Source organism: Aeromonas sp. R2-3 (assembly GCF_040908375.1).
GTDB lineage: Bacteria > Pseudomonadota > Gammaproteobacteria > Enterobacterales > Aeromonadaceae > Aeromonas > Aeromonas veronii.
In genome coordinates this window covers 61317-88202 of record NZ_JBFODP010000021.1, presented here as the reverse complement: position 1 = coordinate 88202, position 26886 = coordinate 61317, and the positions used below count along the sequence as shown (strand labels likewise).

At 59.6% G+C, this 26886-nt stretch carries 20 protein-coding genes; 6 read left to right on the top strand and 14 right to left on the bottom strand.

Annotation, left to right across the window (positions count from 1 at the left end; translation table 11 throughout):
- Positions 1-74: 74 nt before the first annotated feature.
- From AB5Z02_RS10215 to AB5Z02_RS10195, 5 genes are all read right to left on the bottom strand, one after another.
- Positions 75-521, bottom strand: coding sequence for a hypothetical protein (locus AB5Z02_RS10215; protein ID WP_194496296.1), 447 nt, complete (start codon positions 519-521; stop codon positions 75-77).
- A 358-nt stretch (positions 522-879) separates the two neighbouring features.
- Entirely contained in the window at positions 880-1152 is a 273-nt protein-coding gene (locus AB5Z02_RS10210) for a hypothetical protein (protein WP_268011769.1), read from the bottom strand.
- A 379-nt stretch (positions 1153-1531) separates the two neighbouring features.
- Complete coding sequence (gene guaA, locus AB5Z02_RS10205) at positions 1532-3121, bottom strand: glutamine-hydrolyzing GMP synthase (RefSeq protein WP_040066364.1); 1590 nt, start codon at positions 3119-3121, stop codon at positions 1532-1534.
- A gap of 84 nt (positions 3122-3205) precedes the next feature.
- Entirely contained in the window at positions 3206-4669 is a 1464-nt protein-coding gene (gene guaB / locus AB5Z02_RS10200; protein WP_005360033.1) for an IMP dehydrogenase, read from the bottom strand.
- Between the two features lie 444 nt (positions 4670-5113).
- Positions 5114-5665, bottom strand: a complete 552-nt coding sequence (locus AB5Z02_RS10195; RefSeq protein ID WP_368215939.1) for a cytochrome b — start codon at positions 5663-5665, stop codon at positions 5114-5116.
- 290 nt (positions 5666-5955) lie between these two features.
- On the opposite strand from AB5Z02_RS10195, the gene xseA reads away from it, so the two are divergent.
- Complete coding sequence (gene xseA / locus AB5Z02_RS10190; RefSeq protein ID WP_368215938.1) at positions 5956-7335, top strand: exodeoxyribonuclease VII large subunit; 1380 nt, start codon at positions 5956-5958, stop codon at positions 7333-7335.
- Positions 7336-7451: 116 nt separating this feature from the next.
- Here xseA and AB5Z02_RS10185 read toward each other — a convergent pair whose 3' ends face one another.
- Complete coding sequence (locus tag AB5Z02_RS10185) at positions 7452-8171, bottom strand: GntR family transcriptional regulator (RefSeq protein ID WP_005360030.1); 720 nt, start codon at positions 8169-8171, stop codon at positions 7452-7454.
- 247 nt (positions 8172-8418) lie between these two features.
- Between AB5Z02_RS10185 and mngA the strand changes: the two genes are divergently transcribed.
- Entirely contained in the window at positions 8419-10365 is a 1947-nt protein-coding gene (mngA, locus tag AB5Z02_RS10180; RefSeq protein WP_368215937.1) for a PTS 2-O-a-mannosyl-D-glycerate transporter subunit IIABC, read from the top strand.
- 86 nt (positions 10366-10451) lie between these two features.
- Positions 10452-13106 (top strand): mannosylglycerate hydrolase, encoded by a 2655-nt coding sequence (gene mngB / locus AB5Z02_RS10175; RefSeq protein WP_368215936.1) that lies wholly within the window; start codon positions 10452-10454, stop codon positions 13104-13106.
- Positions 13107-13276: 170 nt separating this feature from the next.
- Here mngB and AB5Z02_RS10170 read toward each other — a convergent pair whose 3' ends face one another.
- Complete coding sequence (locus AB5Z02_RS10170) at positions 13277-14266, bottom strand: D-alanine--D-alanine ligase (RefSeq protein WP_058057457.1); 990 nt, start codon at positions 14264-14266, stop codon at positions 13277-13279.
- Positions 14267-14470: 204 nt separating this feature from the next.
- Entirely contained in the window at positions 14471-15079 is a 609-nt protein-coding gene (locus tag AB5Z02_RS10165) for a 2OG-Fe(II) oxygenase (RefSeq protein WP_058057456.1), read from the bottom strand.
- A gap of 350 nt (positions 15080-15429) precedes the next feature.
- Here AB5Z02_RS10165 and AB5Z02_RS10160 point away from each other — a divergent pair, with 350 nt between their 5' ends.
- Both AB5Z02_RS10160 and AB5Z02_RS10155 read left to right on the top strand, forming a co-directional pair.
- The gene (locus tag AB5Z02_RS10160; protein WP_368215935.1) at positions 15430-15906 is read left to right on the top strand and encodes a glutathione peroxidase; all 477 of its coding nucleotides are present in this window, start codon (positions 15430-15432) and stop codon (positions 15904-15906) included.
- A gap of 182 nt (positions 15907-16088) precedes the next feature.
- Complete coding sequence (locus tag AB5Z02_RS10155) at positions 16089-17492, top strand: DEAD/DEAH box helicase (protein WP_167567691.1); 1404 nt, start codon at positions 16089-16091, stop codon at positions 17490-17492.
- A gap of 111 nt (positions 17493-17603) precedes the next feature.
- On the opposite strand, the gene hutW is transcribed toward AB5Z02_RS10155, so the two are convergent.
- Positions 17604-18965, bottom strand: a complete 1362-nt coding sequence (gene hutW / locus AB5Z02_RS10150; RefSeq protein WP_368215934.1) for a heme anaerobic degradation radical SAM methyltransferase ChuW/HutW — start codon at positions 18963-18965, stop codon at positions 17604-17606.
- A 256-nt stretch (positions 18966-19221) separates the two neighbouring features.
- On the opposite strand from hutW, the gene AB5Z02_RS10145 reads away from it, so the two are divergent.
- Entirely contained in the window at positions 19222-20817 is a 1596-nt protein-coding gene (locus AB5Z02_RS10145; protein WP_064336256.1) for a methyl-accepting chemotaxis protein, read from the top strand.
- Positions 20818-20943: 126 nt separating this feature from the next.
- Here the strand turns inward: AB5Z02_RS10145 and aroG are convergent, their stop codons facing one another.
- From aroG to AB5Z02_RS10120, 5 genes are all read right to left on the bottom strand, one after another.
- A complete protein-coding gene (aroG, locus tag AB5Z02_RS10140; protein WP_042080388.1) occupies positions 20944-21999 on the bottom strand; it encodes a 3-deoxy-7-phosphoheptulonate synthase AroG in 1056 nt (351 codons plus the stop codon).
- 220 nt (positions 22000-22219) lie between these two features.
- Positions 22220-23503 carry a 3-phosphoshikimate 1-carboxyvinyltransferase gene (gene aroA / locus AB5Z02_RS10135; RefSeq protein ID WP_159158784.1) on the bottom strand — a complete coding sequence of 428 codons (1284 nt, stop codon included), beginning with the start codon at positions 23501-23503 and terminating at the stop codon, positions 22220-22222.
- A 227-nt stretch (positions 23504-23730) separates the two neighbouring features.
- Positions 23731-24819, bottom strand: a complete 1089-nt coding sequence (serC, locus tag AB5Z02_RS10130; protein WP_368215933.1) for a 3-phosphoserine/phosphohydroxythreonine transaminase — start codon at positions 24817-24819, stop codon at positions 23731-23733.
- A 225-nt stretch (positions 24820-25044) separates the two neighbouring features.
- Positions 25045-25971 carry an electron transfer flavoprotein subunit alpha/FixB family protein gene (locus tag AB5Z02_RS10125; RefSeq protein ID WP_368215932.1) on the bottom strand — a complete coding sequence of 309 codons (927 nt, stop codon included), beginning with the start codon at positions 25969-25971 and terminating at the stop codon, positions 25045-25047.
- Complete coding sequence (locus AB5Z02_RS10120; protein ID WP_368215931.1) at positions 25968-26720, bottom strand: electron transfer flavoprotein subunit beta/FixA family protein; 753 nt, start codon at positions 26718-26720, stop codon at positions 25968-25970. Before AB5Z02_RS10120 ends, AB5Z02_RS10125 begins: the two co-directional genes overlap by 4 nt.
- Between the last annotated feature and the right edge of the window lie 166 nt (positions 26721-26886).

The window sequence follows — 26886 nt, the reverse complement described above, 5'->3', positions numbered from 1 at the left end:
GCTAACGGACTATTAAAAGCGAGGCTCTTGGCGATTAGCTATTTGCGAGCAGCAATTGAGCGCATTGTTAGTGCCTACTCGGGCTTCCCTTCTATTGGTTGTGATCGCCAATCTGCGTACTCATGAGCACATGCGGGACATACATGGATGTGGCGGTTCGTCGCCTTTTTAATTAGAGGACGCTTTTTATGCTCAATTTCCCAGCATTTTAGACAGTGCGCAATCCCATGTGGATTTCCTGCTTCGTCCACTTCATAAAATGCATCGATATGTCGAATTAAAGAATCTTTACTTTGAAAAGCACTCTCCAATTCTTCAATCTTTTTGTCCTTCTGCGCGATCGTTTCATGGATTTCTGCTAATTCCATTTTTACATCAGCTAAAGCACCAACTAAATCTGCTAGTTTTAACTTGAGTTCCGCTTTTTCCAGTGAGAAGTCACTGTCTTTGAGAAAGCGTGCAATGTCGGTAGCAGTTTTAATTCCGTTTAAAGCTGTGGTGATCAATGTCATATCTGGCATGGCTGCCTCCAAAAAGAATAACGTAGATCTAAGGGTACTCCGCCTGCATCGCAGGGCATCCGCCCCTCCAATTTACTGCTTTTGAGCCACGCGAAGTCTCTGTTCTGATTCATTGGTGACTTCAAAGAGGTCATATCCAGACGGATATCCTAGCGAGCAAGACAGATAAGCAAAAGCAGATGATGATAGTTTCCTGAGCAAGATCAACAAATTAATCAATAAGTACAAATACTGGCCACATATCAGCAGTGCCGGAGCATAGATAAAGAAAAGACGCCCTAAGGCGTCTTTCTTTTATCTGGAGTCTGGAGCTAACCGGTTGAGAGCTTTCCCCCTCCCCGCCTTGCCCCGCACCCAATCAGATCGGGGTGATGGAGGTGATATGGGCATCCCCGTCCAGTGATTTGAAGATCTGCACCACGGCTTCGCCATGGATCGGTTTGGCAAGCGGCACAGTACTCTTGCACTTGAAGCGGTAGTTGGTGCCAGCCACCACCTGGGTGGAGACTTCAAAGGGGGTGTATTGTACCCCGACAAATCCTTTCAGCGCCTGATCAAATACCGCCTGATCCTCGGCGGTCAGCTTGTGATATGCGGTCCATCCACCCACCAACACTGCTTGTTCTGACATATCAAACTCTCCGTGCTCTATGATCCCGACTCGTTTGGCCGTTCGGGCTGCGCCCCGTTGATTCAAGTGGTTTCCGGTCTCCACCGGGGTGCCATCACTGCCGGTTGGCGCGATGACGATGAGCAAATTTGCGCAGCTATCTGCACCTGGATCAGCCCTCCCCCTTGCCACAAGCCGCTGTTGACAGCGGGCTCAATTGGCATGAGAGAGCCTAGTGCGGGATGGCAAAAATGCCCCTGTCACATATGACAGGGGCAAGGTGGCGAAAAAGCTGCTCGAAAAAAGAAGATATGTGGCGCAAACGATTGAAAAAAGAAAAGACGCCTCAAGGGCGTCTTTTTGCATTTTTATGCTCGAAGGGCAGAAGGGCGCGAGCCGCTTATTCCCATTCGATGGTTGCGGGCGGCTTGCCGGAGACGTCGTACACCACGCGGGAGATACCGTTGATCTCGTTGATGATGCGATTCGATACGTGACCGAGGAAGTCGTACGGCAGGTGAGCCCAGTGGGCGGTCATAAAGTCGATGGTCTCGACGGCGCGAAGCGCAATGACCCAGTCATATTTGCGACCATCGCCCATCACACCAACGGAGCGCACCGGCAGGAACACGGCGAACGCTTGGCTGACCTGGTTGTAGAGGTCGGCTTTGCGCAGCTCTTCGATAAAGACCGCATCGGCGCGGCGCAGAATATCGCAGTACTCTTTCTTCACTTCGCCAAGGACGCGCACGCCCAGACCCGGACCCGGGAACGGGTGACGGTAGAGCATGTCATAGGGCAGACCCAGTTCGAGGCCAACGCGGCGCACTTCGTCTTTGAACAGCTCGCGCAGCGGCTCGACCAGACCCATCTTCATCTCTTCCGGCAGGCCGCCGACGTTGTGGTGAGACTTGATGACGTGGGCTTTGCCGGTCTTGCTGGCAGCGGATTCGATAACGTCCGGGTAGATGGTGCCTTGTGCCAGCCACTTGGCGTTTTTCAGCTTTTTCGCTTCATCATCAAACACTTCGACGAAGACGCGGCCGATGATCTTGCGCTTGGCTTCCGGCTCGTCCACACCGGCCAGGGCAGAGAGGAAGCGCTCTTCCGCTTCAACCTTGATGATGTTCAGACCAAAGTGATCGCCAAACATCTCCATCACCTGCTCGCCTTCGTTCAGACGCAGCAGACCATTGTCAACGAAGACGCAGGTCAGGCGATCGCCGATGGCGCGGTGCACCAGCATGGCGACCACGGAGGAGTCGACACCGCCGGAGAGGCCGAGAATCACTTCATCGTCACCCACCTGCTCGCGGATGCGGGCAACGGCGTCGTCAATGATGGTGGCCGGGGTCCAGAGGCATTCGCAGCCACAGATGTCTTTGACGAAGTGCTCCAGCATGCGGGCACCCTGACGGGTGTGGGTCACTTCCGGGTGGAACTGCACGCCGTAGAAGCGCTTGGCTTCGTTGGCCATGGCCGCGTGCGGGCAGGTCGGGGTCTGGGCGATGGTGGTGAAGTCGGCCGGAATGGTGGTGACCTTGTCACCGTGGCTCATCCAGACATCCAGCAGGGCATTGCCGTTGTCGGCGATGGCATCTTCGATGTTGCGCAGCAGCGCACTACTCTTGCCAGCTTCGCCCAGCACTTCCACCTTGGCGTAACCGAATTCACGCTCGGTAGAGGATTGCACCTTGCCACCCAGCTGCTCGGCCATGGTCTGCATGCCGTAGCAGATGCCGAACACAGGGACACCGGCGTTGAACACATACTCGGGGGCGCGCGGGCTGCCCGCTTCGGTGACAGACTCGGGGCCGCCGGAGAGGATGATGCCGCTGGGATTGAATTCGCGGATCTGCTCTTCGGTTACGTCCCAGGCCCACAGTTCGCAGTAGACGCCGATTTCGCGCACACGGCGGGCGATCAGCTGGGTGTACTGGGAACCGAAGTCGAGGATAAGGATACGGTGCTGGTGAATGTCTTTAGTCATTTTATTCCTGCATCAGGCTGATGTTGTCACAAAGGGCACGGGATAAAAAAAGGGTGGAAAAACGGGGCGCAGGGCCCCGTTTTATCAGCCCATCCGATAGTTGGGGGCTTCTTTGGTAATGGTCACATCGTGGACGTGGGACTCTTTCATCCCGGCGCCGGAGATGCGCACGAACTCTGCCTTGGTGCGCATGTCGTCGATGGTGGCGCTGCCGGTCAGGCCCATGGAGGAGCGCAGGCCGCCCATCTGCTGATGGATGATCTCTTTGAGGCGGCCCTTGTACGGCACGCGACCTTCGATGCCTTCCGGCACCAGCTTGTCGGCGGCGTTGTCGGTCTGGAAGTAGCGGTCGCTGGAGCCTTTGGACATGGCGCCCAGGGAACCCATACCACGGTAGGATTTGAAGGAGCGACCCTGATAGAGCTCGATCTCGCCCGGCGCTTCTTCAGTACCGGCGAACATGGAACCGACCATGACGCAGCTGGCGCCCGCGGCAATGGCCTTGGCGATGTCGCCGGAGAAGCGGATACCGCCATCGGCAATCACCGGAATACCGGTGCCTTCCAGCGCATCAACGGCGTCGGAGATGGCAGTGATCTGGGGCACGCCCACGCCTGTCACGATACGGGTAGTACAGATGGAGCCCGGGCCGATACCGACCTTGACGGCGTTGACACCGGCAGCTGCCAGCGCCTTGGCGCCCGCGGCGGTCGCCACGTTGCCACCGATAATCTGCAGATCCGGATAGGCGTCACGAGTAGCCTTGATGCGATCCAGCACGCCCTGGGAGTGGCCGTGGGAGGAGTCGATCAGCAGCACGTCAACACCGGCTTCCACCAGCGCGGCGACGCGCTCTTCGTTGCCAGCACCGGCACCGACCGCAGCACCGACCCGCAGACGCCCCTTGTCATCTTTACAGGCATGGGGCTTGCGCTCGGCTTTCTGGAAATCTTTAACGGTGATCATGCCCTTGAGTTTGAAGTCGGCGTTCACCACCAGCACTTTTTCGATACGGTGCTTTTGCATCAGGGCAACCACCTCTTCGCGAGGGGCCCCTTCACGCACGGTGACCAGACGATCTTTCTGGGTCATGATCTGTTCAACGGTCTGGGAGAGGTCAATCACGAAGCGCACGTCACGGCCGGTGATGATACCGACCAGCTGATTGCCGTCAGTCACCACGGGGTAACCGGCGAAGCCATTCTTGTGGCTCAGCTCCTTGATTTGGGCGATGGTCATGTCAGGGCGCACGGTAACGGGGTCAGTGACCACGCCGCTCTCGTACTTCTTGACCTTGCGCACTTCGGCAGCCTGCTGCTCGATGGACATGTTCTTGTGGATAAAGCCGATACCGCCTTCCTGGGCCAGTGCGATAGCCAGACGGGCTTCGGTCACTGTGTCCATGGCAGCGGAGATCATCGGGATGTTCAAGCTGATGGCGGAGGTCAGCTTGGTACGCAGATCGGCAGTATTGGGAAGAACTTCGGAGTGGGCGGGAACCAACAGTACATCGTCGAAGGTTAACGCTTCTTTGGCAATCCTGAGCATGGCAATATCTCACCGTTGAGGAAGTGGGGGTGTAAAATATTGCCGACGAAGTTTACTCACGCATTGGTCACTGGTAAAGAAGTTTTTTGAATTTTTTATGGCATAGCCCTCTTTTAGGCGGCCAAAACGCCAAAAAACCAAGATTATCAGTACGAAAAGCGCCATTTCAGGGCAAAAGAGTTGGCTAGCCGGTGATTTATGCAAAACCGGTAGGTGCCGACGCAGCGCAACCCCCATGCAAAGGGATGATCGACAGGGGCTCAGGGGGCAAGCGGCCTCTGACCACCCTCCCCTTGTATTGTGTCCTTGTATTGTCTCTTGCCCTCGCGGCGACCACTCGCACCGGTATCATTCTCTTCTCAATGTCCTTTGCTCGGTCTGGATAATAAATTTCGCCCGCTGCCAATATATATTTTCTGGCACAACAAGGGTTGCCTATCTTTATTATTTTCGCCCCACCATCCGCAGAAATGTATTATCTTTATCCAGCAGATGATGTTTCAACGCCCCGACAATGTGCACCAACAAAAATGCCAGCATGACATATGGCAAATAAATATGGATTGTGTGGGAAATATCCCGAACGGATTCACTGAATGGAATCACGTTGGCAGGATCATGAATATCTGGATTCATCGGGATAATAGACCAGCCAAATATCGCGACACCTCGGCCAGCCGCTGCGGAATAACAGAGACCGGACACCGGAATAAGCAGCGTTGAAATCAGCAAACCCCAGTGGATCGCCCTGGCTGCCAATGCCTCGTAAACAGGATATTGACGCACAGGCTCAGGCCACCCTCTAACAAGGCGGAGAATGGCGCGGGGCAGGATCAAGATCAGTGCAATCACCCCCAGAGATTTATGCAGGGCATAGAGACCCCATATTTCAAATTTCACCATCAGATAACCGACAAGGGTCAGGCCAATCATCAGCAAGGCAACCGACCAGTGCAGCAAACGGGTCGTCAAAGTTAAGTGGGTTGAGGGATTCATAAGCTACTCCAAACAGGGGGCGAGTAAACGTTGGTCAAGATGGTGGCGCCGTGAACATCAGCAACACCTGAGAGATCAACGGCATCTAGGCAAGCCGCGACTTGGCCAGATGCAGGCAAGCACGAGGGCTTTTATCGGGAGCCATACTGCCTGCCCGAATAAACGGCAGCGTTTCCAATCTTGCTTTTCTGCTGCTGGCGCCTCCTGCTTAGCGCCCTCCCCCTGTTTCGGGTTAAGATAGCGGCCATCGTTTTATCCCGGCCCCGCCGGAGCAGACCACAGGTACGCCTTTGAACCGATTTACCCCATCCAGTGCGGCGAGCGGCCGCGAGCAGCAGGTCTTTACTGTCACCCGCCTCAACAGCGCCGTGCGCATGATCCTGGAGCAGGATCTGGGGCTGGTGTGGCTGACCGGCGAGCTCTCCAATCTGGCGATGCCAAGCTCCGGCCACTGGTACTTCTCCCTCAAGGACATGTCGGCGCAGGTGCGCTGCGCCATGTTCAAGGGCAACAACCGGCGGGTGGCCTTCCGCCCGCAGGATGGCATGCAGGTACTGGTGCAGGCGCGGGTCTCCCTCTATGAGCCGCGCGGCGACTACCAGCTGATCATCGAGTCGATGCAGCCGGCGGGCGATGGCGTGCTGGCGCTGCGCTTTGAAGAGCTCAAGCGCCGCCTCGGCGCCGAGGGGTTGTTTGACGAGAGTCGCAAGCGGCCGCTGCCCCGCGAACCGCGGGCGGTGGGCCTTATCACCTCCGCCACCGGCGCGGCTTTGCACGATATGCTCACCGTGCTCAAGCGGCGTGCGCCGGATCTACCAGTCTTTATCTACCCGACTCAGGTACAAGGCAGCGCTGCCATCAGCCAGATCGTCGCGGCGATCGCCAAAGCGAACCAGCGCGCCGAGGTGGATGTGCTGATCGTCGGGCGTGGCGGCGGGTCGCTTGAAGATCTCTGGTGCTTTAACGAAGAGGCGGTGGCGCGCGCCATTGCCCACTCCGCCATACCTGTGGTGAGCGCGGTGGGCCACGAGGTGGATGTCACCATCAGCGACTTTGCCGCCGACTTGCGCGCCCCTACCCCATCGGCTGCTGCCGAGCTGGTGGCGCCAGATCAGAGCGCCCGTGCCCAGCGTCTGGTTCACCTCAAACAGCGACTGCTGCAGGCGATGAGCCGCCAGCAGACCGCCGCCCGCCACGATTTCATCCTGCTGCAAAAGCGGCTCGACCATCAGGATCCGAAGCGGCGGCTGGAGCAGCAGTCCCAGCGCCTCGACGAGCTCTCCACCCGTTTGCAACAGCTATTGCGCCAGCGGCTGCATCAGGGTGAGCGGCGCCTCACCAACCTTGAGCTGCGCCTGCAGGGCAAGAGTCCGGAGCGCCTCTTGGCAGCTGGCAAGCGCCGCCATCAGCTGGCCGAGGAGCGGCTCTATGCCCTGATTGCCAAGCGGCAAGATCTTGCTAGTCACCGCCTCGCCATGCTCACCGCCCGCCTCGACGGGGTGAGCCCGCTCGCCACTCTGGGGCGCGGCTACTCCATCACCCGCACTGCGCGTGGTGAAGTCATCAGCCGCGCCGATCAGGTCAACAATGGCGATCAGCTCATCACCACCCTGGCGCAAGGAAGCCTGCAGGTGCGGGTCGAGGAAGTTATCAAAGACTCTGCGCAGTAGGTCGGCTGCATCAAACCACCAGCCAATCTGCTATTCAGCCTGGCAATCAGCCAAAAACAAAGGCCACCACCGTAAACACGGTGGTGGCCTTTTTTATCTCGGGTGCTGGCAACCGCTCACCCCTTGGTACGGCGCGCCACCAGAGTGAACTTGTAGTCATCGCTCTTGAAGAAGTTGCGACTGAACTCGAACACGGTGCCATCTTGCAGGAAGCCACGGGAGACCTTCTCGATAATGGGCTTGGCAGGATCGATACCGAGCGCCTCCACCACCTGCGCCGAGGGGAGCACCGGAATGATCTCCTGCTCGCTGCGGTCGATCACCAGCTGCTTCACCTCTTCGATGTAGTGGTACTTGGAGCCCTGCATCACCGCGTAGCTGAGATCGGGGAAGAGGGCGAGCGGCATCCAGGTCTCCTCCAGCGTCACCGCAATCTGGCGAATAAAGCGCACCCGCTTGACGTAGTAGACCAGCGCCCCTTCCAGCAGATTGAGCCGCTCGGCCAGTTCGCTGCTCGCCTTGATCACCTCGAAGGCGAGAATGTCGCTGTGGGTCTCGGCCGCCGGATCGGTCACCTTCTCATAGAGGCTGGTGAGCTGATAGATGTCGTAGTTCACCTTCTCCTGCCGCACATAGCTGCCGCTGCCCTGAATGCTCTCGATGACGTTGAGTTCGGTCAGCTGCTTGAGAGCCTGACGCACCGTCACCCGGCTCACCCCAAACTGCTCGCGCAGCTCGGCTTCGGTGGGCAGGGCATCGCCGGGGGCCAGCTCCCCTTGCGCAATCCACTGCTGGATGGTGTCGGCTATCTGGCGATACATGGGTTTTTTCGACACGAAAGGCCACCTCGTCGGCTCTGCACCATGATAAATGGAAGAGGCGCCATTCTACCCCATTTGCCCGGCAGACAAAACGGCTCGGCCTCATTTGACCTAACAAATCACCTTGAACAAACAATACAAAAATAATACAAATAACGAATTGTATGATATCACTCACAAAAATCAGTCGGCCGGTTTGTTAGCATCGCTGTCACTTTCACCATGACGGCTTGCTGGCAAGCCAACCTGACAGAGGATCATCATGAATCTGACCAGTCTTACCGGCCCCCATCTCATCACGTTGCAAACCCGGTTTGCCGATCGGGATGCGGCCATTCATGCCCTGGCTGATCGGCTCGATCAGGCCGGCAAGCTGCACGACAAGGCTGCCTTTCTGGCTGCTGTCATGGCCCGCGAGGCACAGGGCCCCACCGCCCTTGGCGAAGGGCTGGCGGTGCCCCACGGCAAGTGCGATGCGGTGCGTGAAGCGGCCTTTGCCGTCGCCACCCTGAGCGAGGAGCTGGGCTGGGAGGGGATCGACGGCCCCGAGCCGGTCAACCTGATCTTCATGCTGGCGATCCCGACCGATCAGGCGGGCTCCACCCATATGCAGCTGCTCACCACCCTCACCACCGCCCTGGTGGATGACGATACCCGCGAGGCGGTGCTGGCAGCCCAAAGTGCCGAGCAACTGATGGCGCTGCTTGATGGTGAGGGGGATAGTGGCAAGCTACCAGAAAAAGAAGATAAATCAGATACAAATAAACCCACAGTGGTCTGTGTCACCGCCTGCCCGGCGGGGATCGCCCACACCTATATGGCCGCCGAGTATCTGGAAAAGGCGGGGCGCAAGCTGGGTATTCGGGTACTGGTCGAGAAGCAGGGTGCCAACGGCATCGAGGATCGCTTGCCGCAAGAGGCGCTCGATGCTGCGGTAGCCTGCATCTTCGCCGCCGAGGTGGCCATCAAGGAGCAGGAGCGTTTTTCCGGTATCCCCCGGATCGAGACGCCGGTGGCCGAGCCCATTCGCCATGCCGAGCGGATCCTCAATGATGCGCTGGAAGCGGCCAAGGCCGGTCGCACCGCCCCGACGCCCAACCCCAGCCAGAGCGATGCGCCGACCGGCAAAAAGGTGGGCCTCAAGACCGAGCTCAAGCAGGCGCTGCTGAGCGGCATCTCCTTTGCCGTGCCGCTGATCGTGGCGGGCGGTACCGTGCTCGCCGTCTCTGTGCTGCTGGCCCAGATCTTCGGCCTGCAACATCTGTTTGATACCGAGAACTCCTGGCTCTGGATGTATCGCAAGCTGGGCGGTGGCATGCTGGGCACCCTGATGGTGCCGGTGCTGGCGGCCTATACCGCCTACTCGCTGGCAGACAAACCGGCGCTGGGCCCGGGCTTTGCGGCGGGGCTGGCCGCCAACATGATTGGCTCCGGTTTTCTCGGCGGTGTGGTCGGTGGTCTTATCGCCGGTTACCTGATGCGCTGGGTCAAGCAGCATGTGCGTCTGAGCCCCAACTTCAACGGCTTTCTCACCTTTTACCTCTATCCGGTGATCGGCACCCTGGTGGCGGGCAGCCTGATGCTGTTTGTCATCGGCCAGCCGGTAGCCTGGCTCAACAACAGCCTCACCGAGTGGCTCAATGGCCTCTCCGGCACCAATGCGCTGGTCCTGGGCGCCCTGCTCGGTTTTATGTGCTCGTTTGACCTGGGTGGCCCGGTCAACAAGGCGGCCTACGCTTTCTGCCTCGGCGCCATGGCCAACGGGGTCTACGGCCCCTACGCCATCTTCGGCGCGGTCAAGATGGTCTCGGCCTTTACCGTGACCTTCTCCACCCTGCTGGCGCCACGCCTGTTCCAGACCTTCGAGATCGAGACCGGCAAGTCGACCTGGCTGCTGGGGCTGGCAGGGATCACCGAGGGCGCCATTCCAATGGCCATCGAAGATCCAATCCGGGTGATCGGCTCCTTCCTCGCAGGCTCGGTGGTCACCGGCGCCATGGTGGGAGCCATGGGGATTGGTCTCTCCACCCCGGGGGCTGGCATCTTCTCCCTCTTCCTGCTCCACGATGGCGGCCACGGCGCCCTGATGGCTGCCGCCGTCTGGCTTGGTGCGGCGCTGGTGGGCACCCTTATCTCCACTGTGGTGCTGATCGGCTGGCGCCGTCACGCCATGCAACGCGGCACCTATCAGGTGGTTGCCGCAGAGTAAGGCTCATCTTCACCACCACTTTTTCAACAGACTATTTTTCCGCACGGCAGGCAAGGGCCGCCGTGCGTCAGCAAAGGATCATTGTCATGACAGTTTCACGAGTTCACATCACGCCGCACATGCACTGGGATCGGGAGTGGTACTTCACCACCGAGGAGTCCCGCATCCTGCTGGTCAACAACATGGCGGAGATCCTGGCGCGGCTTGAATCCGACCCTGACTACAAGTTCTATGTGCTCGACGGCCAGACCGCGGTGCTGGAGGATTACTTCGCCATCCAGCCCGAGAACAAGGCCCGGGTGAAGGCGCTGGTGGAAGCGGGCAAGCTCATCATCGGCCCCTGGTACACCCAGACCGACACCATGCAGGTGAGCGGCGAGTCCATCCTGCGCAACCTGCTCTACGGGATGCGCGATAGCCTCAGCCTTGGCGAGCCGATGAAGATCGGTTACCTGCCCGATTCGTTCGGCATGTCTTCCCAACTGCCCCACATCTTCAACGGCTTCGGGATCGATCGTGCCATGTTCTGGCGCGGCTGCTCAGAGCGTCACGGTACCGACAAGACCGAGTTCCTCTGGCAGAGCAACGATGGCAGCGAGGTGACCGCCCAGGTACTGCCGCTCGGCTACGCCATCGGCAAGTATCTGCCGGAAGATGAAGCGGGCCTGCGCAAGCGGCTCGAATCCTACTTCGAGGTGCTGGAGAAAGCCTCGGTCACTCAGGATATCCTGCTACCCAACGGCCATGACCAGATGCCGCTGCAACAGAACATCTTCGCCATCATCGACAAGCTGCGGGAGATCTACCCCCAGCGGGAATTCCACATGAGCCGCTTCGAGCAGGTCTTCGAGCGCATCGAGGCGTGCCGCGATCAGCTGGCCACCCTCAAGGGGGAGTTCAACGACGGCAAATACATGCGGGTACACCGCACCATCTCCTCCACCCGGATGGACATCAAGCTGGCCCACGCCGCCATCGAGAACAAGATCGTCAACATCCTCGAGCCGCTGGCGAGCATCGCCTGGGCGCTCGGCTTTGAGTACCACCACGGGCTTTTGGAGAAGATGTGGAAGGAGATCATGAAGAACCACGCCCACGACAGCATCGGCTGCTGCTGCAGCGACAAGGTGCATCAGGAGGTGATGACCCGCTTCATTCTGGCCGACGACATGGCCGAGAACCTGATCCGCTTCTACATGCGCAAGATTGTCGACAACATGCCGGTGGCACTGTGCGAAGACGGCATGCAGGTGGCCGACAAACTCTGCCTGTTCAACCTGATGCCCTTCCCCCGTCAGGAGGTGATCAATACCAGCATCCGCATTCGCGCCCAATCCTTTGCACTGCGCGATGAAGCGGGCCAACCGGTCCCCTACTTCATCCGCGCCAGACGCGAGATTGACCCGGGTCTGGTGGACAGACAGATCGTGCACTACGGCAACTACGACCCCTTTATGGAGTACGACATCCAGCTCTGCCATCCGCTGCCCTCCATGGGTTACTGCACCCTGCATATCGAGGGCAACCAGCCGGGAGTGGAGCAGCTGGTGACGGCCAGCGGCGAGCTGCTGGAGAACGATTTTTACCGCATCGCCCTCAATAACAACGGCACCTTGCAGATCCTGGACAAGCTGCGCGGCACCACGTTCGATCAGGTGCTCACGCTCGAAGAGGGCTCCGATGATGGCGACGAGTATGACTACTCGCCATCGCGCGAGGAGTGGCTGCGCTACTCCACCGAGTTTGCGGTGACCCGCGAAGTCACCCATCAGGCATGGCAGAGCATCGCCACTCTCAAACTGCGTATGGCCTTGCCTGCCAACCTCGCAGAGCGGGCCAACCGCCAGTGCAGCGGCCACCTCGATGTCACCTGCCGCATCACGTTGGCGCATCAGAGTCCGCGCATCGATATCGAGCTGGAGCTCGACAATCAGGCCGATGATCACCGGGTGCGGGTGCTGATCCCCACCCCCTTCCCGAGCGACACCGTGGTCTCCGACAACCAGTTTGGCTGCATCACCCGCCCCACCCGCGACAGCGCCATGGCGAACTGGGAGGCAGAGGGGTGGAAAGAGGCCCCCATTCCGGTCTGGCAGCTGATGAACTTTGTCGCCCTGCAAGATGGCAAGCAGGGGCTGGCGGTACTGAGCGATGGTCTGCGCGAATTTGAGGTGATCGGCGAGCAGTGCGACACCCTGGCACTCACCCTGCTGCGCGGGGTCGGCGTACTCGGTAAAGAGGAGCTGCTGCTGCGCCCGGGTCGCCCCTCCGGCATCAAGCTGCCCACCCCGGACTCCCAGGTGCGTGGCAAGCTCAGCTGCCGTTTCAGCCTGCTGGCGTTTGCCGGTGATCACATCAGCGCCAACGTGATGCAGGCGGCGCGCAGCTACCTCACCCCGGTGCGCTGCTACAACAAGATCCCGTTCGATGCCATGAAGCTCAACAAGGCGAGCTTCACCACTCCGCTCCACTTCAGTCTGCTCACCATGGATCCCTCCGGTCCGGTGCTGAGTGCCCTGAAAAAAGCCGAGGATGAAGAGGCGCTAGTGATCCGGGTCTACAACCCGAGCGAGCAGGCTGTGCTGAAGGGTGGCAAAGTGACCAGCCAGCACACCTTGAGCGACTGGCAAGCGGTGCGGATGGACGAGCAGCCCCTGCCCCTTGAACTGGCCGCTGGCGAGTTTGGCGAGCTGGCGCCGTGCCACTCCCGCAGCGTGCGCTTTCGGGTGGCTCGCGGCTAACCGCCTGTAACACCCACAGGTAGCAACAGGCGGGGAAGAGTCATCCCCTCCCCGCCTGTTTATCCCTTCAAGCTGGCCTGCCCCGCTTGATAAAGACATAAAAAAATCCCCGCCGATTGGCGGGGATTTTTTATTGGGTTCTGCTTCATCCCGCGAGCGGGAGAGCACGCTTAGCTGGCCTTGCGCAGGATCTGCTCAAGGTAGTCGGCGAAGCGGTGACCGTGATGCTCCAGCAGTTTCGGGAACATGGAGATGGAGGTCATGCCCGGGAAGGTGTTGATTTCATTCAGCAGGATCTCCCCCTCCTCGGTCAGGAAGAAGTCGATGCGGGAGAGATGGGTCAGTTTCAGCTGACGGAACGCCTTGAGGGCATACTCGTGGATCGCATCGGCCTGCGCCTGGGTCAGCCCCTCGGCACGCAGTGCAGTCTCGGTATGGCTGGCGCTGCTGTACTTCTCTTCATAGGTGTAGAACTTGTCCTGCGGCACGCAGATCTCGCCCGGATAGGTGGCCACCAGCTCGTCACCGTACTGGTAAACCGCCACTTCCAGCTCGCGCGGCTTGACCGCTTTCTCGATCAGAACCTGCTCGGAGTAACCGAAGGCGTCGGCAATGCCCTTTACCAGATCCGCTTCGTTGCTGGCGGAGTAGCAGCCAACGGAAGAGCCCTGGGAAGCGGCCTTGATAAAGACCTTGCCCCACTTGGCCAGCGCGGCTTTGGCCTCGGCGAGCGCCGCCTCATTTTGCTCGGTCAGGAACAGGTACGGGGTGTTGGGAATACCGATGGCGGAGAGCCACAGCTTGGTGCTGATCTTGTTGAAGCAGATCTTGCTCGCCTCGGCATCGCAACCGAGATAAGGCAATCCGGCCAGCTCGAGGAAGGATTGCAGATCGCCGGTCTCACCCGGGTAGCCGTGGATGCAGGGCACCACGTAATCCACCGGACGGGCCACGCTGTCGAACGAAAGCAGCTTGTCGAGCCCCAGCTTGCACTCGCGGCCATCGGCACTGAGCCAGCGATCGGCGAACATCTCGACGCGGGTCACTTCGACACCGGGCAGAAGGCCCAGTTGTTGCTCGAGGAAATTGGCGCTGCGCAGAGAAACCTCGTGCTCGGAGCCACCGCCGCCGCACAGCAGCAAGACATGCATGTTCTTCATTAGATGTGATCCCTTGGGAAAAGCGGCCTCGTCATGACCATTTGATAAGCCAACCACCATAAAAACCGGACGAAGCCAGATACGAACATAAGTGCGCGCAAGTGTAGCAAGGGAGATCAACCCTTGTCAGCTGATGGGAGACCCATGACCCCACTTCTTGCAGTGAAAAGTCTTCCCTGTGTCAAAATCGGGACACATTGCCCCTCAGCGCGGGGGATCGACCCTTCCCATGCCGTTGCCATTGACCCGAAACCAGCCGGCAATGCTGTAGCGCTCACGATTGGCAGGCAGCACCTCGTGGGGAAACTCCTCGGAGAGAAACATGACCAGCCGCCCCCCCTTGGGGCTGACATCCATCAGAAACTGCTCCTTGTCGTCATACATGCGCAGCACTCCACCCGCTTCGGGCAGCCAGTCGTTGTTGAGGTAAAACACGGTGGTAAGACGGCGGTTGGAGCGACCGGCAAAGGCATCCCGATGGGTGGCGTAAAAATCCCCGCTGCGATAGCGGGCGAAGTGGGCCTCGTAGTCGAACAATCCCAGCATCAGCATCCGGTTGGCGGCAAGACGCAGGGACTCCATCCGGGCGAGGTAGTCGGCCACCGGCGCACCGAGGGAGGGCTCCAGCCAGTGGATCTGGTCACGGCGAATGTCGGGATTGCCCTGATGCAGGGCGTCACGGCCGATCCCGGCCGGTTGCCATTCGCCTGGCAAACAGGCTTTGAGGGCATCCACCTCGGCGGCGGTCAAAAAATCATCCACTATCACCCATCCCCGAGTGTAAATGGCATCCATGGCAGCTTGATAGTCCAAGATTGGCTCACAATGAGTGGAGAGAGGGCGCTTTGTAGCGACTTACCGGCAAAGTCACAAACCGGTTTGCTTCTCTTGAGAAGTCCCAACATCAATACGCGAGTTGCTGCCCGCCTCCCCGCGTTTTTGTCGCCAGTTGTGATCCCGCTCTGCCAAGGAGCGTATTGGCTGTCGAAACTGTGATGACCCTTGCAATCGGGACGAGGAGGCGCCGCGGCCTCCTTGCGGTACCAAGAGCCAGCCGATACCGTATCCGCATCGCCATGTTGCTGTTCATCCGGCGCTTGTCTCTGTCACCGACCGAACCACTCACGGCACAACCCGCGCATCACCCACGAAAGGACCTTCTTATGCCTCTGCCCGATCTCACTTTGCAACGACTGGATGGTACCCCCTACCCGCTGACTCAACTGGCGGGCAAGGTGGTGCTGGTGGTCAATGTGGCCAGTCGCTGCGGCTTTACTCCCCAATATGAAGGGCTGGAAACGCTCTATCAGGAGCTCGGCCCCAAGGGGCTGGTGATTTTGGGCTTCCCCTGCAACCAGTTCGGTCAGCAGGAGCCGGGGGATGCGGACGAGATCGCCCGCTTCTGCTCCCTCGACTATCCGGTCACCTTCCCCATCATGGCCAAGTGCGATGTCAACGGTGAGCATGCCCACCCCTTCTACCAGTGGCTCAAGCAACAGAAACCGGGCTTTCTTGGGCTGGAAAACGTCAAATGGAACTTCACCAAGTTCCTGATAGACCGCGATGGCAACGTGGTGGAGCGTTTCGCCCCCCAGGCCAAACCGGAGAGTCTGGCCGAGCTGATCCGCGAGATACTCTGACTCTCCTGAGCCATTTTACGCCACTGCGCTGAACGATTGTATGGCGGCCGGTGCGACAGCTACTGCGCAGCGGCCGCTCTTTTGCTATATTACGGCCCCGTTATCTTTTCCATATCGTGGCTGGCCCCAACATGCTGGCTGCCCGTTGAGCCAAAGGCTCATCTCAGGAGTTTCTCTCGAACATGTCATTCAACGAACTGGGTCTGTCTCCGCATATTCTGCGGGCCGTCAAGGAGCTGGGTTACGAACAGCCAACCCCCATCCAGCAGCAAGCGATTCCGGCCATTCTGGCCGGTCAGGATGTGCTCGGCGGCGCTCAGACAGGCACAGGCAAAACGGCCGGTTTCACCCTGCCGATGTTGCAGCGTCTGCTGGCCAACCACGGTCGTGGCCGTCGTCAGGTGCGCGCACTGGTACTGACCCCGACCCGTGAACTGGCGGCACAGGTGGGCGAGAGCATCATCAAGTATGCCCACCACCTGCCGTTCAAGACTCTGATCGCCTATGGCGGTGTCAGCATCAAGCCCAATCTGGACGCCATCAAGCTGGGGGTGGACATTCTGGTCGCCACCCCGGGCCGTCTGCTGGATCTGCTGACCCAGGGCGCCCTGACCCTGAGCCAGCTGGAAGTGCTGGTGCTGGATGAAGCGGATCGCATGCTCGACATGGGTTTTATCGTCGACATCCGCCGCATCATGAAGGCGCTGCCTGCAGAGCGGCAAACCCTGCTCTTCTCTGCCACCTTCTCAAACGACATCAAGGCGCTGGCCGATGATCTGCTCAATGATCCCACCCTGATCGAGGTGGACCCCAGCAATACTGCCGCCGAGCAGGTGACCCAGCGCATCATTCAGGTAGATCGGGAACGCCGCCGCGAGCTGCTCTCCCACATGATTGGCCGTGGCAACTGGCAGCGGGTACTGGTGTTTGTTCGCACCAAGCAGATCGCCGACCGCCTCGCCCAGCAGATGCAAAAAGATGGTCTCAATACCGTGGCGATCCATGGTGACAAGAGCCAGGGAGCCCGCAACCGGGCGCTGGCCGATTTTCGCAGTGGCGAGGTGCGGGTGCTGGTGGCGACCGATATCGCCGCCCGCGGTCTGGACATCGATCAACTGCCCTACGTGATCAACTTTGAACTGCCGCAGATGGCGGAGGATTACATCCACCGTATCGGCCGTACCGGCCGCGCCGGTCGTGGCGGCGAGGCCATCTCGCTGGTCAGCCAGGACGAGCTGGGTCAGCTCAAGGCGATCGAAGCCCTGATCGGCCAATCCCTGTCCGTGGAGATCCTGGAAGGGTATGAGCCAAGCGGCAAGCCGAGTCGCCAGACTCTGCCGGGCAGCAAGCCGGTACAGAACCCGCCTCGGTCTCGCGGTCATGCCAACGCCAAGAGCAGCAATGCCAAGGGCAAGCCAGCCGCGGGCAAGGGCAAAGCCAAGGGTGACGCCAGCAAAAATCCCGCCCAGTCTCCTCAAAACAAGTCCCGCAAGCGGGAAGTGGTGGGCGAGGATATCGGCTTTGCGCCGATGCGCCGTCTGCCCAAAGCAATGCGCGACAGCTATCAGGAGAGCAGCGACGAGTAAGCTCGCGCGACGCTAACTGCCAAGCCAAAAGAGGGAGCCTGCAAGGCTCCCTCTTTCGTTATGGATCGCTCGGAGCCATGCAAGTGCTCCGTGCAAATGCTCCGCTCGGGCTCAAACCAGCGAATGGCGTACCGCGGCAGTACCATGGCTGGGCGGCGCTGAACCATCGAGCGGATTGAGCTGCAAGAACTCGAACAAGCCAGCCTGCATATTGACGTTCCAGAAGCGGCCGGCGAGGGTGAGTTGCAACCGTGCGTTCTCGATCTCGGCCAGCCCGTGCTGCTGCCAGGCGGCAAAAAGCGGCATCAGATGGGTCAGCAAAGGCGCTGGCAGACGATCCAGCGCCAGCACGCCACTGTCGAGGGCGCCACGCAGCAGACCGTCCATCCTTGCATTGGGATTGCGTCCCATCACCATCCCGGGCGCCCGCTTGCCACTGGCCAACGCGTCATGCCAGGGGGCCAGATCCCGTCCATACATCAAGCCGTGGCCAAGAATGCTGCCCCCAGCACCGGCGCCAAAGGGGAGGATCTCCGCACCGCGCTTGGCCATCTGGTTATAACGACTCTGCTCGGCCGGGCTGCGCCGCCAGTGACTGCAAGAGAGACGCTCCCAGCCGTGAGCTTCCAGTTGCGCCCCGCCATAGGCATACATGGCCGCCCGCTGCTGGCCATCGGCGAGCCAATCCAGAGTGCCCTTCTCCTGCGCCCGCTCCAGATTGGTGCCCTGCATGGCGATGAGCTGGTAGAGATCGACCCCGTGTACACCACTCGCTATCACATCGCGGATATCCTGCTGCCACACGGCATCATCCTGACCGGGCAGACCAAAGATGAGATCCGCCACGATCACAGCCGCATCATCCCGGGTCAGATCACCCAGACGGGTCAGCAGCGTCTCCCTGTCATCGAAACGGGCCGCCTGCTGACGCACCCGGGTATCAAAGCTCTGCACCCCGAAGGAGAAGCGGTTAAAGCCCCCCGCCAGCGCCACCTGCCATTTCTCATCATCAAAGCCGTTGAGCCGCCCCTCCAGCGTCACCTCGGCATCGGCCGACAACGGAAAACGGCGGATCACGGCGGCCAGCATGGCCAGCTCGTCGGCGCTCATGTCGGTCGGCGTACCGCCCCCTACATAGACGGCTGAAAACGGCATGCTCTGCGCCAGCGGGGTGTCAGCCGCCTGCGCAAGAGAGGTACAGAGGGCGTTGACATAGCGGTTGATCCGCGCCGGATTGGCGCCATTTTCAAAGAAATTGCAGAAGCTGCAGCGCTTTCGGCAAAACGGAATATGGATGTAGAGGGCACGCTCCTCAGCTTCACTCTCTCGCTGCCACCAGCTCTGCCAGCCAGCCTCATCCAACGGGAAGGGGCGCATCCCTCCCCGACTGGCGTGAGCCGAGGTCTTGGCGCTAAAAGCAAACTTGAGGGGATCCGGCGTGGCAATACCGGTCATGGAAGGGGTCAGATTCATGATGGTCACTATTATCAGCAAATAATGACAATGATAACGATTATCGTTACTGGCATTTTGTTCTGGATCAACCCGAGGAGCAGCCCCCCTCCCGAAAGGCATTTTGGCAACCTGTATTACCGATCTGCTTAACAGATTATTTACTCAAGAGTGGTTATCGTGTGCCGATAGAGAACCATCTCCCGCCGTTTCTTCGTCTACGATCAAGATGATACGGGATCACATAACAACACCAAGCGCATGGAACTTGCCCAAAATGCATAACCTCTCCTTGAACTGGAAAATATTCCTCCCTCTTGCGCTGGTCATCAGCACCACCTTTGGCCTCTGCTTCGAACTCTCCGCTTGGCTGCAACGGGATCTCGCCATCCGGCTGGCAGAGGAGAAAGTTGAGAGCATGGCCAACACCTATATGGATCAGGTGAACGTGCTGATGATGACAGGTGGCATGGCCAACCGGCAGATAGTGCAGACCAAACTCAAGAGTGAAGCGGGCATCGTTGAGGCCCGTCTGGTGCGCGCGCCGGCCGTCAGCAACCTGTTTGGCCCGGGTCACCCGGATCAGAAAGCGCAGGACCCCCTCGATGAGCGTGCCATCAATCAGGGCGAAGCCATCCTGGAGCAGCAGGGCAACCGGCTCACCCTGATCAAACCGTTCAAAGCCTACAAGGAGTATCGCGGCACCCAGTGCCTCACCTGTCACCAGGTCAATGAAGGAACAGTGATGGGGGCAGTGCGGATCAGTTATGACCTCAGCCACACCTTCGGCGAGATCCGCCACAACAACCTGATCCTGAGCGGCAGCCTGGCCGCCGTCTTCAGCATTGGCTTCGGCTTGCTCTGGTGGGTATTGCAACGCTACGTGAAACACCCACTGCGCCAGCTGCAGCTCACCATGATCCGGATGGCCAAAGAGCGCGACCTCGCCCTCCCCTTGGTCAATCACAGCCGGGATGAACTGGGCCAGATGACCCGCGCCGTCAATGACATGGTGCAGGGATTCCGCCACAGCCTGCAGGAGGTGGAAGGGGCGACCCACCAGCTCTATCAGGAGTCGAACCAGATCCGTCAGGTCGCGACCCAGACCGAAAACTCGGCCCGCCAGCAAGAGGGGATGACCACTCAGGTTGCCGCCGCCGTCAGCGAGCTGGCCGCCAGCTCTCATGAAGTGCGCGAACATGCCCGCCACAGCGCCGAGCTCTCCGCCCTCACCAATCAGGATGCCGCCGACACCAGCCGCCTCGCCCAGCACTCCATCACCGATATGGGCGAGATGTCGGCAGAGATTGATCGGGTGGATCAGGTGATCCAGCAGCTCGACAGCCGTTGCCTGGCGGTTGACGGTGTGCTCGAGGTGATCAAGGGGATTGCCGATCAGACCAACCTGCTGGCCCTTAACGCTGCAATTGAAGCGGCCCGGGCAGGTGAGCAAGGCCGTGGCTTTGCGGTGGTGGCCGATGAAGTACGGGCCCTATCCAACCGCAGCCGCGCCGCCAGCGAAGAGATCTCCCAGATGATCGCCGCCCTGCAAAATGAAGCCCAGAGCGCAGTTACGGTGATCGGGGATGCAAAAAGCAAAGCCGATGAGAGCATCAGCAAGACCGAAGCGACCCTGGCAGCCATGCAGAACATCATCGAGCGCATCGCCCGCATCAACGACCTCAACGCCCAGATGGCCCAGTCGGCCGAAGAACAGGACAGGGTCTGCCATGAGGTAGACAGTTCGGTGAGCGATATTCGCAACACCTCCAACGACACCCTGGGTCAGGCGCACGCCGCCAACCTCGCCAGCATTCAGCTGGTAGAGCAGTGCCAGAAACTGGAGGCGCTGCTGAAAACCTACCGCTGGTAATCCACTTCACATATGAAAAAGCGCGACCCGAGGGTCGCGCTTTTGCTTTATGGATTCGATTTGGCCGAACGGCATCGTTGATGTTCCAGCGGCGCGTTGACCATTAACAGCGCCACCGGGATGGTTTTAGCGGGCGTTACGGGTTGCGACGGCATCAGCCAGGTTGCGCAGCAGCACTTCGGTATCAGCCCAACCGATGCAGGCATCGGTGATGCTCTGGCCGACGGTGAGTTCACACCCTTCCACCAGATCCTGACGACCTTCCACCAGATGGCTCTCCACCATCACACCAAACACCGCCTTGCTGCCGGCACGCAGTTGGCCGGCCACATCCTCGGCCACCACCATCTGGTTCTTGAACTGCTTGCTGCTGTTGGCATGACTAAAGTCGATCATCACCTTCTGCGGCAGACCGGCCTTCTCCAGCCCCTTCACAACTTCGCTGACATGGGCGGCGCTGTAGTTCGGCTCACGACCACCGCGCAGAATGATGTGACAGTCCGGGTTGCCGCGGGTCGCCACGATGGCGGAGTGACCGTATTTGGTGACCGACAGGAAGTGGTGCGGCGCACTGGCAGCGCCAATGGCATCGATGGCAACCTTGATGGTGCCGTCAGTGCCATTCTTGAAGCCCACCGGACAGGAGAGACCGGAGGCCAGCTCGCGGTGTACCTGGGATTCGGTGGTACGAGCACCGATCGCGCCCCAGCTCATCAGATCCGCCACATATTGCGGGGTGATCATGTCGAGGAACTCGGAGGCAGTCGGCAGCCCCATGTCGTTGAGATCCAGCAACAGCTTGCGACCAATGCGCAGACCATCGTTGATCTTGCAGCTATTGTCGAGGTACGGATCGTTGATCAGCCCCTTCCAGCCCACTGTGGTACGCGGTTTTTCGAAGTAGACCCGCATCACGATCTCCAGCTGATCTTTCAGCTCGTCGCGCAGCGCCTTGAGGCGCTTGCCGTACTCCAGCGCGGCAACCGGATCATGGATGGAGCAAGGACCAATCACCACCAGCAGACGATCATCTTCGCCGGCCAGGATATTGTGAATGGCCTGACGGGATTCAAAAACGGTGGACGAGGCAACCTCGGTAGCCGGAAACTTCTCAAGCACCGCAACCGGGGGTAATAACTCTTTGATTTCACTGATACGAACGTCGTCGGTTTGATGCTGCATGACAAGGCTTCCTGCTAGATGACTGCGATTAGGAAATCTCAACATAGCCCGCGACAGGGCATGTGTAAATAGGAAATTACAGCAATCACAAAACTATTTTATATATCAATCTTGCAAGTTATTGAAATGATGCTAAGCGAAATGGAAGTGCGGATAAGCAAGGCAAAAAGGCCCGCTCAGCGCGGGCCCGAAGCGTCGGTGATGACGGGTTTGTCAGTGATCAGCCACGCTGGCTGATACTGGCCAGCTTGTCGAAGTAATCCGGGAAGGTCTTCGAGGTGCACTTGGGATCATTGATGGTGACCGGGGTATCCGACAACGCCACCAGCGAGAAGCACATGGCGATACGGTGATCGTTGTAGGTATCGATATCGGCATGCTTAAGCTGGGTCGGTGGGGTCACGGTGATAAAGTCATGCCCCTCCTCCACTTCGACGCCCAGCTTGCGCAGCTCGGTCGCCATGGCGTGCAGACGATCGGTCTCCTTCACCCGCCAGTTGTAGATATTGCGAATGGAGGTCGGCCCCTCGGCAAACAGCGCGGCAACCGCGATGGTCATGGCCGCATCGGGAATATGGTTCATGTCCATATCCACTCCGTGCAGCGGTGCCTGCTCCGCCTCGATAAAATCATCGCCCCAGGTGATGCGCGCGCCCATCTTCTCCAGCACGTCGGCGAAGTGGATATCACCCTGAATGCTGTGCTTGCCGATACCGGTGACTCGCACCTTGCCCTTGATGGCACCGGCCGCGAGGAAGTAGGAGGCGCTGGAGGCATCTCCTTCCACCAGAAAATCACCCGGGCTGATGTAGGTCTGGTTGCCCTTGATGTAGAACAGCTTGTAGTTGTCGTGCTCGATGACCACCCCGAACTGCTTCATGATGTGCAGAGTGATGTCGATGTAAGGCTTGGAGACCAGCTCCCCCTTGATGTGGATCCGGGTATCACCGGCAGCCATCGGCGCCGCCATCAAAAACGCGGTCAGGAACTGGCTGGAGACGGAGCCATCGACGTGCACATCGCCGCCCCACAGCCCCTTGGCATCCACCACCAGCGGCGGATAACCATCGTGTTTGAGGTACTGGATATGGGCACCCGCTTCACGCAGGGCATCCACCAGATGGCCGATGGGACGCTCTTCCATGCGCGGCTCGCCGCCCAGGGTATATTCACCTGAGCCGAGGCATAGCGCGGCGCAGAGCGGTCGCATGGCAGTACCGGCGTTGCCGAGGAACAGATTGACCGGCTCTTTCACCGCAAAGCTGCGACCCAGACCCTGCACGGTACACTCGGTCTTGTCGGCGGAGAGCTTGTACTTGACCCCGAGTTGGGTCAGCGCAGCCAGCATATGACGAATGTCATCGCTGTCGAGCAGGTTGGTCAGACGGGTGGTGCCACGAGCCAGCGCCGCCAACAGCAGCGCACGGTTAGAGACACTCTTGGAGCCGGGCAGATTGACCTCACCGGCCACACGAGAAATGGGTTCCAAACGCAACGAATTCATAGACTTCCTGTGCTATCTCAAAAATAAACGCCTGTCCGGACGTTAACAGCCTGCGTCCCGCTCGGCAAGGGCACTTTCAGGGGAAATCGCACGGCAAACGCCAGCGCGCTGGTTCTGTTGAAAAAAAGACGCCGGGGTATCTCCGGCGTCTTGAATCAATGCAATAGCTGGAAGCGGCTCACGGGTTGTCACGAGAGTCCGCCAGCAAGCACGTGGGTACTATCTTCTCAGCCGTGGCGCTTGGCAAAGCCATCCATAAAGCTGACCAGCGCCTTCACCCCCTCCAGCGGCATGGCGTTGTAGATGCTGGCGCGCATGCCACCGACAATGCGGTGTCCTTTGAGGGCCAGCAGGCCAGCCGCTTCCGATTCGGCCAGGAACTGCTTGTCCAGCTCGGCATTTTTCAGCTGGAACGGGATGTTCATCCGCGAACGGCAGCTGACATCCACCTGATTGCCATAGAAGCTCGACTGATCGAGATAGTCATACAGGAAGTCGGCCTTCTCCTTGTTGCGTGCTTCCATCGCCTCGAGGCCACCCTGTTCTTTCAGCCACTCGAACACCAAGCCAGCCAGATACCAGGCGTAGGTGGGCGGGGTGTTGAACATGGAGTCGTTCTTGGCAGTGAGCTTGTAGTCGAAAATCGAGGGGACATCGGCTCTGGCCTGATCCAGCAAGTCATCGCGCACGATGGCGATGGCAAGCCCGGACGGCCCGATATTTTTCTGGGCACCGGCATAGATGATGCCAAAGCGGCTCACATCGAGAGGACGGGAGAGAATGGTGGAGGAGAGATCCGCCACCAGCGGCACCTCGCCAGTGGCCGGGATGTCGAACATCTCGATGCCGTCAATGGTTTCGTTCGGGCAGTAGTGAACATAGGCCGCATCGGCGCGAAACGCCGGGGTCGGCAGCAGGTGGGAGAGCCCCTGCTCGTTCTTGGCAACCCCCTGGAAGGTCTGGATATCGCCATACTTTTTGGCTTCATCCACAGCGCTCTGGGACCAGACACCGGTCAGCAGGAAATCCGCCTTCTTGTTGGCGCCGCCCAGCAGGTTCATGGGCACGGCGGAGAACTGACCGCGGCCGCCACCGTGCATGAAGAGCACCTTGTAGTTGTCCGGCACCGCCAGCAGCTCGCGCAGATCCGCTTCGGCCTTCTCGGCAACCGCCATGTAGGGCTTGCCGCGATGGGAAAGCTCCATGACCGAGGCTCCCAGCCCCTGAAAATTACAAAATTCGCGCTGGGCGCGCTCCATGACTTCAACCGGCAGCATGGCGGGGCCGGCGCAGAAGTTGTAAATCTGTTTGCTCATGACGCTTTCCGTGAGTGGATGAGAGTAATCGATGACTTGTCAGGTTTTACACAAGAGCCGCCACAGGATCAAAGGCTTTTTGGGAGCAGGCTCAACCTTTTACCATCACTCTGCATCCCCCTTGCAGTAGAAAAAGCCCTGAACGGGTCAGGGCTTGCAGGGAACATGCACAGAAATGGCGGGCAGAGCGCATAAACGACCACAGCTCAGCCATTTCTGACAAATTTACAGTTTGGCGGTGAGCTCAGGCAGCAGGGTGAATAGATCCCCCACCAGCCCGTAGTCCGCCACCTGAAAGATGGGGGCGTCGCTGTCCTTGTTGATGGCCACGATCACTTTCGACTCCTTCATCCCCGCCAGATGCTGGATGGCGCCCGAAATACCGACCGCGATATAGAGCTCGGGCGCCACCACCTTGCCGGTCTGCCCCACCTGCAGATCGTTGGCGACATATCCCGCATCAACGGCGGCCCGCGATGCCCCCACCGCGCCGCCCAGCTTGTCGGCCAGCGCCTCAATCATAGCAAATTGCGCCTTGGAGCCCAGCGCCCGACCACCGGAGACCACCACCCGGGCGGCTGTCAATTCGGGCCTGCTGGAGCGCACCGCGCGGCGCTCGACCAGCCGGGTACGGCCAGCGAATTCGGGCACGGCCAAGTGCTCGATAAGAGCCTGTCCGCCCGTCGCCGCCTTGGCAAACGCGGTGGCCCGCACCGTCATCACCTTGACGGGTGCCGAGCTTGCCACTCTGGCAATGGCATTGCCCGCATAGATGGGGCGCAGGAAGATGTCGCTGCTCTCGATAGCCGTCACCTCGGAGAGCATCTCCACCCCGAGCCGAGCCGCGACCTGTGGCAGCAACGCCTTGCCCATGGTACTCGCCGCCATCAGACAGTGGCTGTAACCTTTGCACCAGCTGGCCAGCAGCTTGTCCACCCCATCCAGCAGCCCGTCGGCCAGCAGGGGATGTTCGGCAAGCAACACCTTGTCGACGCCGCTGAGGGCTGCCGCCTGTTCACCCGCCTCGGTCAGCCCCTGCCCGAGCAACAGCAGGTCGACCTGACCGCCGATGGCTCCGGCGGCGGTGACCAGTTGTGCCACGTTGTCGGCCAGATGACCCTGATGATGTTCGGCAATGATCAGCACGCTCATGGCAGCACCTTCGCTTCGTGTTTGAGTTTGTCCACCAGCTCGTCCACCGAGCCCACCTTGACCCCGGCGCTGCGGGCTGGCGGTGCCATCACCCCGAGCAAACGGGTCTGATTGGCCACCTCAACGGCGAGTGTCGAGAACGGAGCGCTATCAAGCGGCTTGCGCTTGGCCTTCATGATGTTGGGCAGCGAGGCAAAACGCGGTTCATTCAAACGCAGATCGGCGCTCACCACCGCAGGCAAAGGCATGCCCAGGGTCTCGAGGCCACCGTCGATTTCGCGGGTCACCAGCAGTTCCCCCGCTTCCACCTTGAGGGCTGACGCGCAGGTCGCCAGCGGCCAATCATTGAGAGCAGCCAGCATCTGGGCCACCTGATTGTTGTCTGAATCGATGGATTGCTTGCCGAGCAGCACCAGATCCGGCAGCTCCTGCTCACACACCTTGTGCAAGGCGCGGGCGACAGTCAGCGGGGTGAGCGTCTCATCGGTGACATAATGCAGCGCCCGATCCGCCCCCAGCGCCAGCCCATGGCGCAGTTGCTCGGCGGCAGCGTCCGGGCCAAAGGTCACCACCACCAGTTCGCTGGCAACCCCGGCTTCCCGCAGCCTGACTCCCTCCTCCACCGCAATTTCACAAAAGGGGTTGATCCCCATCTTTACATTGGCGAGCTCCACGTCGGAGCCGTCTCCCTTCACCCGGATCTTGACGTTGTAGTCGACTACCCGTTTGATCGCGACCAGCAGCTTCATGGGGTCATGCCTCGTCTCTTTGGATTGAATTCATTAGTGTGCCTCTGCGTTTGTTGCAGTACGCTCTTCCCTGATTTTTTGCTTTTTCTTGCTCAGTTTTGCTTACAACTGCTTTACGTTTACGTAAACTACCAGCATTACCCTAGGCCAACCAGAGCGCAGAGGC

Bases quoted from the DNA above. Each gene is read 5' to 3' on its own strand.
- AB5Z02_RS10210 (WP_268011769.1), bottom strand. From the start codon at position 1,152: ATGTCAGAACAAGCAGTGTTGGTGGGTGGATGGACCGCATATCACAAG.
- AB5Z02_RS10125 (WP_368215932.1), bottom strand. From the start codon at position 25,971: ATGAGCGTGCTGATCATTGCCGAACATCATCAGGGTCATCTGGCCGAC.
- mngB (WP_368215936.1), top strand. From the start codon at position 10,452: ATGACAGTTTCACGAGTTCACATCACGCCGCACATGCACTGGGATCGG.
- guaB (WP_005360033.1), bottom strand. From the start codon at position 4,669: ATGCTCAGGATTGCCAAAGAAGCGTTAACCTTCGACGATGTACTGTTG.
- AB5Z02_RS10145 (WP_064336256.1), top strand. From the start codon at position 19,222: ATGCATAACCTCTCCTTGAACTGGAAAATATTCCTCCCTCTTGCGCTG.
- AB5Z02_RS10160 (WP_368215935.1), top strand. From the start codon at position 15,430: ATGCCTCTGCCCGATCTCACTTTGCAACGACTGGATGGTACCCCCTAC.
- AB5Z02_RS10120 (WP_368215931.1), bottom strand. From the start codon at position 26,720: ATGAAGCTGCTGGTCGCGATCAAACGGGTAGTCGACTACAACGTCAAG.
- aroG (WP_042080388.1), bottom strand. From the start codon at position 21,999: ATGCAGCATCAAACCGACGACGTTCGTATCAGTGAAATCAAAGAGTTA.
- AB5Z02_RS10195 (WP_368215939.1), bottom strand. From the start codon at position 5,665: ATGAATCCCTCAACCCACTTAACTTTGACGACCCGTTTGCTGCACTGG.
- AB5Z02_RS10155 (WP_167567691.1), top strand. From the start codon at position 16,089: ATGTCATTCAACGAACTGGGTCTGTCTCCGCATATTCTGCGGGCCGTC.
- serC (WP_368215933.1), bottom strand. From the start codon at position 24,819: ATGAGCAAACAGATTTACAACTTCTGCGCCGGCCCCGCCATGCTGCCG.
- guaA (WP_040066364.1), bottom strand. From the start codon at position 3,121: ATGACTAAAGACATTCACCAGCACCGTATCCTTATCCTCGACTTCGGT.
- hutW (WP_368215934.1), bottom strand. From the start codon at position 18,965: ATGAATCTGACCCCTTCCATGACCGGTATTGCCACGCCGGATCCCCTC.
- AB5Z02_RS10215 (WP_194496296.1), bottom strand. From the start codon at position 521: ATGCCAGATATGACATTGATCACCACAGCTTTAAACGGAATTAAAACT.
- AB5Z02_RS10170 (WP_058057457.1), bottom strand. From the start codon at position 14,266: ATGAAGAACATGCATGTCTTGCTGCTGTGCGGCGGCGGTGGCTCCGAG.
- aroA (WP_159158784.1), bottom strand. From the start codon at position 23,503: ATGAATTCGTTGCGTTTGGAACCCATTTCTCGTGTGGCCGGTGAGGTC.
- mngA (WP_368215937.1), top strand. From the start codon at position 8,419: ATGAATCTGACCAGTCTTACCGGCCCCCATCTCATCACGTTGCAAACC.